The sequence below is a fragment of the Nocardia salmonicida NBRC 13393 genome, assembly GCF_001613085.1.
In the GTDB taxonomy this organism is placed as follows: Bacteria; Actinomycetota; Actinomycetes; order Mycobacteriales; family Mycobacteriaceae; genus Nocardia; species Nocardia salmonicida.
This window is the reverse complement of the sequence record NZ_BDBR01000008.1, coordinates 273,233-287,175: the sequence shown is the minus strand read 5'-3', so window position 1 is coordinate 287,175 and position 13,943 is coordinate 273,233. Positions and strand designations below refer to the sequence as shown.

Annotated in this window: 13 protein-coding genes; 3 read left to right on the top strand and 10 right to left on the bottom strand. The window is 66.8% G+C overall.

Features of this window, described 5'->3' with window-relative positions; genetic code table 11:
- Positions 1 to 14: 14 nt before the first annotated feature.
- The 6 genes from NS1_RS09150 to NS1_RS09125 form a co-directional block, all read right to left on the bottom strand.
- Entirely contained in the window at positions 15 to 803 is a 789-nt protein-coding gene (locus NS1_RS09150; RefSeq protein WP_255284469.1) for a methyltransferase family protein, read from the bottom strand.
- Entirely contained in the window at positions 803 to 1,798 is a 996-nt protein-coding gene (locus tag NS1_RS09145; protein WP_062983302.1) for a fatty acid desaturase, read from the bottom strand. Before NS1_RS09145 ends, NS1_RS09150 begins: the two co-directional genes overlap by 1 nt.
- 50 nt (positions 1,799 to 1,848) lie before the next feature.
- Positions 1,849 to 3,111: a hypothetical protein gene (locus NS1_RS09140; protein WP_062983300.1), complete on the bottom strand. Its 1,263-nt coding sequence runs from the start codon at positions 3,109 to 3,111 to the stop codon at positions 1,849 to 1,851.
- Positions 3,108 to 4,157: a polyprenyl synthetase family protein gene (locus tag NS1_RS09135; protein ID WP_255284468.1), complete on the bottom strand. Its 1,050-nt coding sequence runs from the start codon at positions 4,155 to 4,157 to the stop codon at positions 3,108 to 3,110. Before NS1_RS09135 ends, NS1_RS09140 begins: the two co-directional genes overlap by 4 nt.
- 764 nt (positions 4,158 to 4,921) lie before the next feature.
- Positions 4,922 to 5,518 carry a hypothetical protein gene (locus NS1_RS09130; RefSeq protein ID WP_062983297.1) on the bottom strand — a complete coding sequence of 199 codons (597 nt, stop codon included), beginning with the start codon at positions 5,516 to 5,518 and terminating at the stop codon, positions 4,922 to 4,924.
- An 11-nt stretch (positions 5,519 to 5,529) separates the two neighbouring features.
- Positions 5,530 to 5,859: a hypothetical protein gene (locus tag NS1_RS09125; RefSeq protein ID WP_157125137.1), complete on the bottom strand. Its 330-nt coding sequence runs from the start codon at positions 5,857 to 5,859 to the stop codon at positions 5,530 to 5,532.
- 694 nt (positions 5,860 to 6,553) lie between these two features.
- On the opposite strand from NS1_RS09125, the gene helR reads away from it, so the two are divergent.
- Entirely contained in the window at positions 6,554 to 8,746 is a 2,193-nt protein-coding gene (helR, locus tag NS1_RS09120; protein WP_062983293.1) for an RNA polymerase recycling motor ATPase HelR, read from the top strand.
- 48 nt (positions 8,747 to 8,794) lie between these two features.
- Here helR and NS1_RS09115 read toward each other — a convergent pair whose 3' ends face one another.
- Genes NS1_RS09115 through NS1_RS09105 form a run of 3 tightly spaced genes read right to left on the bottom strand, consistent with a single transcriptional unit; the run spans position 8,795 to position 10,856 of the window.
- A complete protein-coding gene (locus tag NS1_RS09115; RefSeq protein WP_084503608.1) occupies positions 8,795 to 10,078 on the bottom strand; it encodes an ArsB/NhaD family transporter in 1,284 nt (427 codons plus the stop codon).
- A 14-nt stretch (positions 10,079 to 10,092) separates the two neighbouring features.
- Complete coding sequence (locus tag NS1_RS09110; protein WP_062983291.1) at positions 10,093 to 10,551, bottom strand: CBS domain-containing protein; 459 nt, start codon at positions 10,549 to 10,551, stop codon at positions 10,093 to 10,095.
- Positions 10,552 to 10,580: 29 nt separating this feature from the next.
- A complete protein-coding gene (locus NS1_RS09105; RefSeq protein WP_062983289.1) occupies positions 10,581 to 10,856 on the bottom strand; it encodes a cation:proton antiporter regulatory subunit in 276 nt (91 codons plus the stop codon).
- Positions 10,857 to 11,032: 176 nt separating this feature from the next.
- Between NS1_RS09105 and NS1_RS09100 the strand changes: the two genes are divergently transcribed.
- Entirely contained in the window at positions 11,033 to 12,049 is a 1,017-nt protein-coding gene (locus NS1_RS09100) for a sensor histidine kinase (RefSeq protein ID WP_062983287.1), read from the top strand.
- Positions 12,046 to 12,699, top strand: coding sequence for a response regulator (locus NS1_RS09095; RefSeq protein WP_062983285.1), 654 nt, complete (start codon positions 12,046 to 12,048; stop codon positions 12,697 to 12,699). The genes NS1_RS09100 and NS1_RS09095 overlap by 4 nt, the downstream gene beginning before the upstream one ends.
- A 48-nt stretch (positions 12,700 to 12,747) precedes the next feature.
- Here the strand turns inward: NS1_RS09095 and NS1_RS09090 are convergent, their stop codons facing one another.
- The gene (locus NS1_RS09090; RefSeq protein WP_157125150.1) at positions 12,748 to 13,941 is read right to left on the bottom strand and encodes a cation:proton antiporter; all 1,194 of its coding nucleotides are present in this window, start codon (positions 13,939 to 13,941) and stop codon (positions 12,748 to 12,750) included.
- Positions 13,942 to 13,943 lie beyond the last annotated feature (2 nt).

The window sequence follows — 13,943 nt, the reverse complement described above, 5'->3', positions numbered from 1 at the left end:
CCCGGCCGTGCCGGTTACCGAGACGATCGGCCGAAAATGGCGCGCACGGACGGGAAGAACGCGGGTACCTGCGCGGCGTAGGCACGATAGGACGCACCGAACCGAGCAATGAGATCGCGCTCCTCGAGGTAGGTTCCGAGCAGGATGTACCCGGTCAGCCCGAGGGCCCACACCAGATGCCCGACGGTGAACTCACTGGCGAACCAGAACGACACCAGCAATCCGGTCATCAGCGGATGACGAACCAGTTTGTAGACGCCGTTCACCTGCAGGCGGTCGACCGTCGCGTCCGGTACCTGGATCACGTACTGGCGGTAGGCCTGGCTGATGCCGAGCAGGTGAAAGTGGTTCAGCAACAGGGTAGCCGCGTAGACCAGCACGAAACCGATCCAGAATCCGGTGTCGAGTGCCACCCCGACCGCACCGTCGGCCGACCACAGCACCTGCGGCACCGGCTGCCACGCCAGCATGATCACCCACATCACCAGGCACACGCCGATGATGTAGACGGTCCGCTCGAGCGCCTCGGGCACCCAGCGGGTGATGAAGGCCTTGAACGAGGGCCGAGCCATCCCCGAATGCTGCAGCGCGAACAGCGCGAGCAGCACGAGGTCGATCGCGATCGCCGGAACCGTGGACAGGTGCTGTCCCTTGTCCACCGTCTTCGGCAACCACCAGCCGCCGGCGAACAGCAGCATCAACGGCACCGTGATTCCGGCGACACCGTAGACGGCGAAGGAGAACAGGAACGGGACGAGCCGCGAGGGGGTTTTCACCACGCCCCGAACCTGTTGCGGTGTCATCAGATCCATGCGAACCACGGCAGGAAACGCGAACGAACGGTGCCCGCCTCCAAACGCGTCTCCAGACGCGCCTTCCACTTGTTGCCGTAGCCCTCGTTGAGGAAGCCGCCGGGCACGACCAGACGCCAACCCGACTGCGCCACCATCCAATACGGCACGATGACGCCGGGGTTCACGTCGCGCATGTAGTCGAGCTTGTCGGGGATCTGGCTCCAGTGGATGCCGGGGTAGCGGTGGTGCACGCTGTGGTAGCCCTGGTTGAAGATCAGGAAGTTGAGGATGTTGCCCGCGTTGTTCAGCGAGGTGCTCGGCTCATCGGTGAATCCACGCGCGGGAGCGTGGCTCAGCCAGGCGAAGTAGCCTGCGTTGACCTGGGTGATGAGGAACGGCACCCAGTAGAAGAGCACGAACTTCTCGAAGCCCGCGACGTACCAGACCGAACCGATCACGACCGCGTACACGGCCAGGTCGAAGATGAACTGGTGGCGCGTCTTCCGGCGACGCGGCGCCGGGTTCGCGGCGAAAACCGTACGCACCGTGTGGATCTTGACGACCATGCCGTAGCGGACCCAGTACCAGAGGGCACCGATGCCCTTGTCCAGACCGGTGGTCGCGGTGACATCACCCGGGCCGTCGTTGAACCGGTGATGGTTGAGGACATGCACCTCGCGCATCTCGGCCGCGGTCAGGTTGCCGGGCAGGCAGCACAGGATGTCGACCACCCGATTGGGGAACTTGGACACGAACAGCGGGCGATGGGTGTGCATGTGCATCACGCCGATGGTCAGCGAGAGGTTCAGCAGCGAGAGCACGATGATCAGTGGCACCGCGAGGTACCAGGCCGAGGTGCCTGGAATGAACAGCGCGGCCGAGGTCATGCCCATCCACAACGCGATGTGGAGCAGCGGGCCGACGTTGGATGCGTGCTCGAGTTTGAACACGCGCCGGCTGAACGGCGGTTTCTCTGTGGGCGCGACGGGCGTTCCGGTGCTCATAGGAGAGCTCCTTCGCTAGTAGTGACGATCATCGAGGAGGTGTTCCTCGATTACTGGTGGCTGCTGTTGTCGAGAGCGGCGAGCTGCAGCCGTGTGGCCAGCGCCCGGATCGCGTCGGGTTCGTGGTTCGGTACCCGCTCCATGGCACCGAAGGCGAGGTGATCGGCGATCATCATGGTGCGGATCGCCGAATCGGAGAGTTCGCCGGTCAAGCGACCTTCGGGCAGCGTGTGTACCAGCGCGAAGGTGGTGTCGACGATCAGCGGCATCAACGAGGTTTCCGTCGAGGCGAGGTCGCCCGCACCGAGCACCTGCGACGCCGAAGCCGAGCCGGTGGTGAAATCCGGTGAGGCATCCAGCATTTGATGGATCGCGGCGTCGCCGCTGCGGCGTACCCGCTCGAGCATCTTCGTCCAGTACACCGGTGAGGCGGCGGCCAGCGCGGCCGCGGCGACCGGGCGCCGGAAGGCAGGCGGCGCGTCGACGGCACGGCACAGGAATGCCGAGGTCGTGATCGTCATGTACGCCATCGCCGCTCGCGCGCCCACACTCGGCGTGCCGGGACCGAGCTTGGCCAGTAGCGCGAAGCCGCCGAGGGCGGGGGTGAGCTGGCGCAGCATCACCATCCGCGTGAGTTCGTCGCGGTCGGCGGCGCCGTAGATCGCGAGCTCGTTGTCGCGCAGGTCGTTGGCCGACTGGGCGATCACTGCCACGCAGCCGGTGAGCTCGCGCAGATCCGCTTCGGGCAGCACATCTTCGGCGACCAGGGCGCACGCGTAGTGGGTGATCCGGCCGAGCACGCCCTCGCTGTAGGCGACGCGGGTCAGCGGTGCGTCGATATTGCGGGCCATCACCCGGCCGACATCGGTGAGCACGTGGCCGACACGCTCACGGCCACGCTCGGACAATGCCGTGAGCAGTGCCCTGATGTCGGCGATGCGCTCGGCGAGTACCCGATCGACGGCTTCGCTGTCGCGGATCTCGCCCTCGAGCGCGGGTAGCGGCGTCGGGAGGGTGTCGCTGACACCGTTGAGGTAATCCGCCGCCGCCAGCACGGCACCGCTGGCCACCGCACGGTCGCTGAGGTCTTCGAAAGCGTCGAGCACGCGACAGGCGAGCAGCGCGGCGGTGGCTTCGTCGCGCAACGTCGCGGGCAGCAGGGTGACGGCGATACCGAGGTTGCGCCCCGCCGGGATCAGGGCGAGCGCGGCCAGCTCCCGCGGTGTCCGCGCGGCTCGCAGTGCGGCCAGATCCGGTGCGCGACGCAGGTGCCGCAGGCCGCGGATCAGGAGGGGAAGGCGTGGTGTGTTCATCGGGATATCACCTGCTCGAGGAGCTCGCGCAGGTCGTCGCGCGCGAGGGAAGGCGGGAAGACGTCGAGGGCGCGGGTGGCCTTCTCGGTGGCGTCCATCGCGACCAGGCGGGCGGCTTTGGTCGCACCGCTCTCGACCAGGTCTTCTTGCAGGGTCGCGCTGGAAATCTCCGCGTCCAGCCACATTTCACGGGCTCCGGGTCGCGTGCCGAGCCATTCGATGACCGGCCAGGTCGGCACGCGGCGTTCGAGGTCACCGCCCGCGTCCTTGCCCAGGCCTGGTCCGCCCTCGATGTCGCGGACGTCGTCCATGATCTGGAAGGCGAGCGCGAGCTGGTCGGCGTACTCCATCAGGGCGTGCAGCCGATCGAGATCGACTCCGCCCGCGGTGCCGCCGTAGGCGCAGGACAGCCGGAACAGGGTGCCGGTCTTGGCCCCGGCCACGAGTTCGTAGTGACGGCGCAGCGCGAGCTCGTCGATCGAGGGCGGCAGGGTCTCGATGAGCTGGCCGTAGGACAGGTCGGAGAGCCGATCCGCGTAGGTGATGCCGGGTGCCTCACCGACCCGCGCGAAGGCCTCCGGATTGTCGGTGAGCACCCGCGCGACCACCTGCATCGCGGCGCCTGCCAGGTGAAACCCGGCCCGCGCGCTGGTGCGGACACCGAACGCGGCGGGCACCGACGGCGCGTCACGGCGCAGCAGCGAGCCGTCGCAGATGTCGTCGTGGACCAGCGAGGATTCGTGCAGCATCTCCATCGCGCAGGCGAGGTCGACGGCGTCGCGCAGCGGGGCCGCGGTATCGATGGCATCGGGCAGCAAGCCGGCGCAGGCCAGGACGAGCCGTGCCCGCACGCGTTTGCCGGGCGCGGCCAGGATGTGGGTGTAGATCGCGTCGAAGTCTTCACCGGTGATGAGCAGTTCCCGCAGCCGTTCGGTGACGAGCGCCAGTTGCTCGGCCGGTCCGGCCGGCCTTGGCATGACCACCACTCGGTCGCCTGAGTGCTGGTCACCGGAGTGTTGTGCTGCGGGTAGCGCGGGATTATCCATAGCGCTGAGCTCCTTTGGTGTGATCACGATGCGGAGAGGTTCCCCGGCGACTGCCGGACACGGGTTTACGGACATTTCCGGTGGGGCAGTCGTAGGGAGTCACCTCTCGCAGCCGACGGGGTCGAGCGTCCCGTTCGCTGGCTACCGACGGGTAGTTTTGTGGAGGAAGCTCGAGATGTCAAGCATTCCAACATGTTCCAGGTTTGGATTCGACAATTGTCCTGTACCACAATGGTTTACAAGATTTATGGGTGGGCAACACAGCAGTTGTGGACTGCCGACGTTTACCCCTGTGCGGCGTAATCGCCTGCACGACAAAGGCTTCCGCGTCGTCGCGGGGCATCCTGGCACGAACTCATGGCTCTCCGGGCACCCGAAGGCGAGACACCTCGGGATCGACCGGCTCGCGGTCGCTTCGGAGCCACAACGTCAATGTTGTTGATACACAGCAGATTCAGACCAGATTGACACGAACTGTCAGGTCGTCAACAGCTCCGGCGACGGGGGCAGCTCTGCCTGAACCATACAATCCGAAGTGCCTTCCCGCGAGCCGAGAAGCGATCGGGATGCGACTCGCCGCACGCACGACGATCCGAACTCACGGCGGCTGTCACATTGAAATACACTGCAGCACTGTTAGTTTCGCTAGCAACGCACCAGGACGCGGAGGCATCGAAGCGAAAAGGCGCGAAAGCCGGCAGTCCGTCACCGACCACACGTAGGATCAGACACCGCGTGTCGCTCGGTCACGCAACGGGAACGGGTCAGCGGGCGGCGGTACTGCCGAGGTTGCCGAGGACCAGTTGGTCCGGCATCGGGTGGTCCACGAGCGGAGCCGTGGAACGAGCCGGGGGGCGCATGATCGTGCAGCGACGAGCCAGCAGAGTGCCGCAGGTTTTGACGGCGGTGGTGATCATGTCTTCGGCCAGGGGAAGGTCGTCTTCGCGGTAGGCGAACACCGAGAAGCGCACCGTGTGCTGATCGTTGAGCGGGTCGGCCTGCTGAACCGCTTCGGCGGGGCAGCTCGACAGGAGCATGACCGCGGCGGCGAGGTCGGCGCAGGGATCACCGCCGACCAGCGAACCCGAGGCGAAGGCGGCGAACAGCGTGCGCAGGCACGGCTGTTCCGGCCGTTGCTGGGAGTCCTGGATCTGCGACCAACGGCGCAGGGCCGGGTGATCGGCGATATCGGGTCTGCCCTGCCAGCGCCGACGGGCGCAGCCGAGCAGGCGGGCGGCGGTCGAGTCCCACAGGTCGGGCGACTCGATCCGGGCGACGATGCGCAGGCGGCGGCATTCGTTCGCAGCGGTGGCTGCGGGCGGTTCGATGAGCGGCGTCGCCGCTTGTCGTTGCGTCTGCATGTGTCGACCTCCTACCGCGCGAGAGAAGAACCGAACGAGTGCTGCCGCGCGGCGGCGGAACCGCGCTGCCACGCGAGGCGGAATGCCCACACCGAGGCCAGTGCCGACATGACGACGACGGTCGCGATGGCCCCGAAGAGCACCCCGCCGGACCAGCCGACACCGTTACTTCGCGCGATCAACGCCAACGCGAGAATCGGCCCCGCCGTGATGAATACGGGAATCAGCAAGATCAACCCGAGAGTCACCAGACCCGACGGCGTCATCGCTGTTTTCGCTGCGGAGAAATCACGTCGGGAGATCATGGTGTGCGGCCCCGACGGCTGCGTGACTGTAGCCATTTCCGCCCTCTCCGTTACCTGAATGGAACCCAGCGAAACTCTCGAGCCCCAAACGTACAGCCCCTATCCGGCATTGCGCGTACATCGTCATGAAACAGTGATAACTCAAAACTGAACCCGATCGAACCATCCGACATATGCCCAGTTCAGACACCAAATTTTGGATAGCTTTCGATTTGCTACAGTCAGATTTCATTCAGATCGGGTAACAATTTCGGAGAACGATTGCGCACCCTCACCGCCTCATCGAGCAGGTCGAATCCCATCGAGAATGAACTCGACAAACGCACGGCTGCTCGACGAGGCCGTTGCCGCCGATAAGTAGCCGGTAATACAACTGCGCAGAGAACAGTTCGACTATCTCCCTGATCGAAATATCATTGCGCAATTACCCAGAGAATCCGGGTATTTCGAGTCTTGAGAATGGAATACCTTGCCGCCCATCATATTCGCGAGTCCTGATCACCGGACGCCTCCGACCACACGAACACCACCTCGGTGCGATGACGCAGTTGGGGCAGACGATGTACGGGCAGATGTGCAGGAAGGCTGACAAGCCCGGACAAGACGAGAGCCCCGGCATCGCCGGGGCTCTTTCCACTTTCACTGTATAGCGCATGTGGGGACTTGCGGCAAGGCCCCGTGGGTGCTGCACAATCATCCGGTCGCAGCCGAAAAGTACAGTTAGGGGCCTATGTCAGCGCACGGGTACGAAGAGGAACGCCGGTCCGAGCGGAGCTATGTCGCCGGGTTGTACTCGCGCCTCGATGCCGAGCGGGCACGGGTGAAGGGCCGCTACGGCGCGGCCCTGCGCTCCAAGGGCGACTCCCCCATGGAGCGCGACAACGAGGTGCGGGCACTGGGCAAAGAAGTACAGCGCCTCGACGTGGCCGACAACGGACTGTGTTTCGGCCGACTCGACGCGGCATCGGGTGAGCGGTCCTATATCGGCCGGATCGGGCTGTTCGACGAGTCGAACGAGCTCGAACAGCTGCTGCTGGACTGGCGGGCCCCGGCGGCGCGCGCGTTCTACGTCGCTACCGCGGCCACTCCGGAGGGCATGCGCAGGCGTCGCCAGTTCCATACTCGCGGCCGTCAGGTGGTCGATTTCACCGACGAGGTGCTCGGCCGACCGGACGGGAGCGAGGGCGGAGCGGACGCCGCTCTGCTCGCCGCCGTCGACGCGCCCCGCGGGGACGGGATGCGCGATATCGTCGCGACGATCCAGGCCGAACAGGACGAGATCATCCGCCTCGAGCACCCCGGCGTGACCGTGATCGAGGGCGGTCCCGGCACCGGCAAGACCGTGGTGGCCCTGCACCGCGTCGCGTATCTGCTCTACACCCAGCGCAGGCGGATGGAGCGCCAGGGTGTGCTGGTGGTCGGCCCGAACCCGGCCTTCCTGAACCACATCGCCCATGTACTGCCCTCGCTGGGCGAGACGAATGTCGTGTTCGCGACCACCGCCGACCTCGTGCCCGGGTTGCACGCGAGCGCGGAGGACACCCCCGAAGCCGCCCGCCTCAAGGGCTCGCTGCCGATCCTGGACATCCTGGCGGCGACGATCGCGGATCGCCAGCGCCTGCCCGAGGCGCCGCTGACGATCGCGCTCACCGACGTGACGGTGCGGATCGACGCCGCGACCGCGGAGTGGGCCAGGCAGGAAGCGCGAGAGAGCGGCCGTCCGCACAACGAGGCGCGCGCGGTGTTCACCGAGATCATCACCTACGTCCTCACCGAACGCGCGATCGCTCGGATCGGGGAGGGGTGGCTGACTCGTGACGACACCGAGGCGTGGGAACAGCTGCGGGCCGACCTGCTCCGCGAGCTCGCCGAGACCGACGAGTTCACCGCGGCGATCGATCGGTGCTGGCCGGTCCTGCGCCCGGAAACCGTGCTGTCCGAGCTGTATTCGTCGCACGATCGTTTGCGCGCGGCGGGTGCGGACGAGGTGCTGTGGCGGGCCGACGGTGGCGCGTGGACGGTGTCGGACGTGCCGCTGCTCGACGAACTGGTGGACCTGCTCGGCCGCGACAAGGCCGCCGACGACTCCGCCGAGCGCGAACGCAAAGCCGAGGCCGAGTACGCGGCGGGCGTGTTGGACACCCTCATCAGCCGCGAAGACCTGATGGACGACGAAGACCATCTGCTCGCCCAGGACATGCTCTTCGGCGAAGACCTCGCCGAACGCTTCCTCGAGCGCGACACCCGCGAACTCGCCGACCGTGCCGCGGCGGACCGTGATTGGACCTACGGGCACGTGGTGGTCGACGAGGCCCAGGAACTGTCGGCGATGGATTGGCGGGTGCTGATGCGGCGCTGCCCGAGCCGGTCGTTCACGATCGTGGGCGATCTCGCGCAACGCCGGTCGGCGGCGGGCGCGACCTCATGGGCCACGATGATGGAGCCCTACGTCCCCGGCCGGTGGATCTATCGCTCCCTCACGGTGAACTACCGCACCCCGGCGGAGATCATGGCGGTGGCCGCCGATGTGCTCGCCGAGTTCGCACCCGACGTCCGACCGCCGGATTCGGTGCGATCCTGCGGGGTCGCACCCTGGTCCCGCCGGATCACCGCCGACGAATTGCCCGCGGCGATCGAGGAATTCGCGCGAAGCGAGGCGGGCCGCGAGGGGACGAGCATCGTGATCGGCCCGCCGGGGGTTCCCGGCACGGTGCCCGCGTCGGAGACGAAAGGCCTCGAGTTCGACGCCGTGCTCGTCGTGGATCCGCAGCGAATCCTCGCCGACGGACCCCGGGGCGCCGCCGAACTCTATGTCGCGCTCACTCGTGCCACCCAGCGTCTCGGTGTCGTGCACCAGAGTCCGTTGCCCGAGTCGCTGCGCGGACTCACCGAGGTCCAACCGGCACAACAGCTGCGGGCGTAGCGATTTCAGCATGTGCGCCTCGTGTGAGAACCGTTGCGGGACAACGGCTCAGAAGTAGCGGATCCAGACGTAGATCCAGGCGATGAAGCTACTGAGCATCGTGACCGACATGCCGTACTTCGTGAACTGCCAGAAGGTGATCCGCTGCCCCGCGCGAGCGGCGATCCCGAGTGCGACCACATTGGCGCTGGCCGCCACCGCCGTGCCGTTCCCACCGAAGTCGGCGCCCAAAGCGAAGGCCCACCACAGCGATCGGCCGGTAGCCGGATCCGGCGCACCCGCGACGATGTCTTCGACCACCGGCGCCATGGTCGCGGTGTAGGGGATGTTGTCGACGAACGCGCCCAGGATCGCCGAACCGAAGACCAGGGCGGTCGCGGCCAGGAAGTAGTCGTCACCCACCCACCCGATCGCGGCGTCGCCGATCGTGGCGATCACCCCGGTGTGCACCAGGCCGGCGACCATCACGAACAGGCCCATGAAGAACACCAGCGTGGACCACTCCACCTCCTGCAGGATGTCGCCGATGTCGAGGCCGGAGACGAGCACCATGATGCCCGCGCCGACCAGCGCGATCACCGACGGCGCGACATGCAGCACGCTGTGCAGGCAGAAGCCGACGACCACGCCGGTGAGCACGATCATCGAGCGCACCAGCAGTTTCGGATCACGGATCGCGCGTCGTTCCTGCAACGCCATCACCGTGTCGACCGAGGTGGGATCGGTGCGCAGCGCCGAGCGGAACAGCACCCGGGTCAGCACGACGAACAGCACGAAGGTGATCACCACGATCGGCGCCATGTGCACGAGGAAGTCGTTGAACGTGAGCCCGGCCCGGCTGGCGATGATGATGTTGGGCGGGTCGCCGATCAGCGTCGCCGCGCCGCCGATGTTGGACGCGAGCACCTCGGCGATCAGGAACGGTTGCGCGGCGAGGCCGAGGCGTCGGCACACCACCAGCGTCACCGGGGCGACGAGCATGATGATGGTGACGTTGTCGAGAAACGGTGACGCGACCGCGGTGATCAACATCAGCATCACCATCAGGCGATACGGGTTGCCCCGCGAGCGTTTGGCCGACCAGATCGCCAGGTAGTCGAACAGGCCGGTCTGCTTGATGACACCGACGATGATCATCATCCCGAGCAGCAGGAAGATGACATTCCAGTCGATGCCCTCGTGGGCGGAATAGAAGACTTCGTCGCCGGGGATCAGGCCGAGCAGGGCCATCGCGCCCGCGGCGATCAGTACGGTCTTGACCTTGTCGGCCTTCTCCGTGGCGATGAAGAAGAAGGCGACCACGAAGATGATGACGGCAAGCACTGCGGCCATGCGCGGCGTGGCGTTCAGTCGCCGGGGCCGACGACAGCGAGGCTGGTCAGCAACCGTTCCAGGGTGATCGCGCCGCACAACGTGCGCGAGCGGTCGACCACGGCGATGAGCGGACTGTGCTTGCGCGCCATCAGGATCGCGATTTCCAGCAGGGTCGCGTCCGGGGTAACGGTGACCGGTTTGCTCGCGCCGTCGGGCAGACAGTCGCCGACAGTGAGGCTGCCCGGTTCCTGCCAGAACAGGTCGGCGTGCACCTCGTCGATCGTGCGCACCAGCGTCGGGTCGTCGTGGTAGGAGGCGGGAATCGCCAGGCGCAGCACCTGGGTTCCGGGCAGGACCGCCACCGGCCGGTCCAGCTCGTCGACGACGATCAGACCCGGCAACCGGTTGACCACCATCAGCCGGACCGCGCGGGCGACGGGGTCGCTGATACGGACGGTCGGCAGGTTCATCGCGATATCGCGTGCACGCATGGCATGGCTCCGGGGGGATTCGACTGTGCTCACGGGTGTGCCTTCCGTCCGGTCAGGAGGTCGAGCCGTTGTTCGAGGCGAGTGAGCCGGTCACCGAACGGCCGCGAATGCATGAGCTCGGCGACCTGATCGGCTTCGTCGGGCTCCAGTTCGATGTCGACCGTGGGTTCGTCGCTGCCACTGGCGTAGGCGAGCAGGCGTCGCGCTCCCGACGAGTGCGTCAGCAGGGCGAAGCGGGCGCCGTGGCGAGTGTGGAAGCTGTGCAGCACACCTGCTCCCGGGATCGTCGTCCGGTCGATATCCATGGCCGGCGGTCCTTCCTCGGCTCGTCGAAAGCGTCTGATCCGAGTCTGGTTCGCCCAGTTCACGGGCACTATCGGCCGTGACACCCATTTCGTCGACCGGTCCGGCGGGGTAAGCGGGTGCGGGATGGGTGCTGGGCACCATGGACAGAACGTGAGGGCGCCAGCATGCTGGTGTCATGAACCGTCCCGCAGCGCTGCGAGCAGGACGCTCGCGGCGAATCCGAACGCCGGTGACGGCGTTGTTCTGGCGGATCTGCTTGCTCAACGGCGTGATCTTCACCCTCGGCACGCTGATCCTGGCCCTCTCCCCGGCCACGGTGTCGGCCCGGCTGCGCCTGACCGAGGTGCCGGTGCTGGTGATCGGACTCGCGGTGATCCTCACGGCGAACGCCGTGGCCCTGCGCACCTCGCTGGCTCCGCTCGACGAGCTGGTCGCCTCCATGCGCCGCGTCGACCCGCCCCGGCGGGCGGTCCGCCTCGAGCGCGGTGCGAGCGGGGACTTCCATCAGCTGATCGAGACCTTCAACGCGATGCTCGACCGCTTGGAAGCCGAACGGTCGGTGGCCGGTGGTGCCGCGCTGGCCGCGCAGGAGGGTGAGCGTCGGCGCATCGCCCGCGAACTGCACGACGAGATCGGCCAGAGCCTGACCGTGGCGCTGTTGCGGCTCAAACGCGTCGTGGACCGGGCGCCCGCCGAGTTGCGTGCGGAGGTCGAGGCGGCGCAGGAGACGGTGCGTGGGTGCCTGGACGAGGTCCGCGGGATCGCCTCGCGGCTGCGGCCCGATGTGCTCGAAGACCTCGGTCTGCACAGCGCGATCACCGCGCTGTGTCACGAATTCAGCCGCACGGCAGGCATTTCCGTGCGTCGAGAGGTCGACCCGGCGATCAGCCGCCTCGACCCCGATATCGAACTCGTCTGCTACCGGGTCGCGCAGGAGAGCCTGACGAACGTGTTGCGCCACGCGGGAGCCGACGAGGTGAGCCTGCTGATCGCGGCACGCGAGGACACCGTGATCCTCGAGGTCACCGACAACGGTCGCGGCGGCGCGGTCGAGGACGGAGCGGGCATCCGTGGAATGCGCGAGCGCGCCATGCTGATCGACGCGACCCTGACCATCACCTCCCCGGTGTCGGGCGGCACGGCGGTCGAGTTGGTCATCCCGGTCCCGGCTCGTGACGAGGTACCGGCATGAGCGCGCCAACTCGGATCCTGCTGGCCGACGACCACGCGCTGGTGCGCAGCGGTCTGCGGATGATCCTGGACAACGAGCCGGATCTGCTCGTCGTCGCGGAGGCCGCCAACGGACTCGACGCGGTCACCGCGATCGCCGACGACAGCATCGACCTGGTGATCCTCGATATCGCCATGCCGCGGATGACCGGTATCCAGGCCGCCCGCGAGATCACCAGGAACAACCATCCGGTACGCATCCTGATGCTGTCGATGTACGACAACGAGCAGTACTTCTTCGAGTCGCTCAAGGCCGGCGCCTCCGGCTACGTGCTGAAGTCGGTGGCCGATCGCGACCTCATCGAGGCGTGCCGGGCGACGATGCGTGGTGAATCGTTCCTCTACCCCGGCGCGGTCACCGCCCTCGTGCGCGACTACCTCCAACTCGCCCGGCAGGGCTCGGCGCTGCCGGAAACGATCCTCACCCCCCGCGAGGAAGAAGTGCTCAAGCTGATCGCCGAGGGGTACTCCGCGCGTGAGATCGCCGCCGAGCTGGTGATCAGCGCGAAGACCGTCGACCGGCATCGCGCCAATATCCTGCAGAAACTGGGCCTGCGCGACCGGCTCGACCTGACCAGGTACGCGATTCGGGCCGGACTGATCGAGCCATGAGAACGCCGAAGGCCCCGCGAACGATCGCGAGGGCCTCGTCGAGATCGTTCATTCCGCGAGCGGATCGACCTGCACACGCTGCTTGCGACCGACCACCAGACGCATCACCGGTTCCACGATGCGGGCACCGATCGGGCCGATGATGGCCATCAGGAGCACGTACGTGGTGGCCAGGGCGGCGAATTCGGCGGGTACCGCGCCCGCGGCGACCGCGAGGCCCGCGATGACGATCGAGAATTCACCGCGCGCCACCAAGGCGGTACCGGCCCGAGCCCGGCCCAGTTGCGAGGCCCCCGCGCGCTTGGCCGCCCACCACCCGGTGGCGATCTTGGTGATCGTGGTGACCACCGCCAGCAGCACCGCCCAGCCGAGCACCGGCGGAATACTCGCCGGATCGGTGCTCAACCCGAACAGCACGAAGAACATCGCCGCGAACAGGTCGCGCAGCGGTTCGAGGATCTTGGTGGCGTCGTGCGCGGTCGAATCCGAGATCGCGATACCGAGCAGGAACGCGCCGACCGCCGCCGACACCTGCACCGCCGAGGCGATACCCGCCACCAGCAGCGCCGAACCGAGCAGCTTGAGCAGGAAGATCTCACGATCCTCACTGGCCACGATCGCCGAGACATATCTGCCGTAGCGCAGCGCGACGACGAGCACCACGGTCACCGCGACCAGCGCGATTCCCACGGTGGTCATCCCGGCCACGAACCCGACACCGGCCAGCACCGCGGTGAGCACCGGCAGATACACCGCCATCGCCAGGTCCTCGAACACCAGGATCGACAGCACGGTCGGCGTCTCGCGGTTACCCAGTCGACCCAGGTCGTTGAGCACCTTGGCGACGATGCCCGACGAGGAGATGTAGGTGACGCCGGCCATCGCGATCGCCCCGGTGGGACCGAGGCCGAGCATCAGCGCCACGATCACACCGGGGGTCGCGTTGAGCACCAGGTCGAGCAGACCCGCGGGCCACGATTTGCGCATGCCGGTGACCAATTCACCGGCGGTGTATTCCAATCCGAGCAGCAACAGCAGCAGCACGACGCCGATCTCACTGGCGATGTGGATGAAGTCCTCCACCTCGTGCAGCTCGATCAGCCCGCCGGTACCGAAGACCAAACCCCCGAGCAGGTAGAGCGGGATCGGCGAGAGGCCGATGCGCGCCGCGATGCGCCCCAGTACGCCCAACCCGAAGAACACAGCCCCCAGCTGGATCAGTGCCAGCGCGGTTCCACTGATCT

Coding starts and splice junctions, on each gene's coding strand:
- NS1_RS09150 (WP_255284469.1), bottom strand. CDS start 803: ATGACACCGCAACAGGTTCGGGGCGTGGTGAAAACCCCCTCGCGGCTC.
- NS1_RS09145 (WP_062983302.1), bottom strand. CDS start 1,798: ATGAGCACCGGAACGCCCGTCGCGCCCACAGAGAAACCGCCGTTCAGC.
- NS1_RS09140 (WP_062983300.1), bottom strand. CDS start 3,111: ATGAACACACCACGCCTTCCCCTCCTGATCCGCGGCCTGCGGCACCTG.
- NS1_RS09135 (WP_255284468.1), bottom strand. CDS start 4,157: ATGGATAATCCCGCGCTACCCGCAGCACAACACTCCGGTGACCAGCAC.
- NS1_RS09130 (WP_062983297.1), bottom strand. CDS start 5,518: ATGCAGACGCAACGACAAGCGGCGACGCCGCTCATCGAACCGCCCGCA.
- NS1_RS09125 (WP_157125137.1), bottom strand. CDS start 5,859: ATGGCTACAGTCACGCAGCCGTCGGGGCCGCACACCATGATCTCCCGA.
- helR (WP_062983293.1), top strand. CDS start 6,554: ATGTCAGCGCACGGGTACGAAGAGGAACGCCGGTCCGAGCGGAGCTAT.
- NS1_RS09115 (WP_084503608.1), bottom strand. CDS start 10,078: ATGGCCGCAGTGCTTGCCGTCATCATCTTCGTGGTCGCCTTCTTCTTC.
- NS1_RS09110 (WP_062983291.1), bottom strand. CDS start 10,551: ATGCGTGCACGCGATATCGCGATGAACCTGCCGACCGTCCGTATCAGC.
- NS1_RS09105 (WP_062983289.1), bottom strand. CDS start 10,856: ATGGATATCGACCGGACGACGATCCCGGGAGCAGGTGTGCTGCACAGC.
- NS1_RS09100 (WP_062983287.1), top strand. CDS start 11,033: ATGAACCGTCCCGCAGCGCTGCGAGCAGGACGCTCGCGGCGAATCCGA.
- NS1_RS09095 (WP_062983285.1), top strand. CDS start 12,046: ATGAGCGCGCCAACTCGGATCCTGCTGGCCGACGACCACGCGCTGGTG.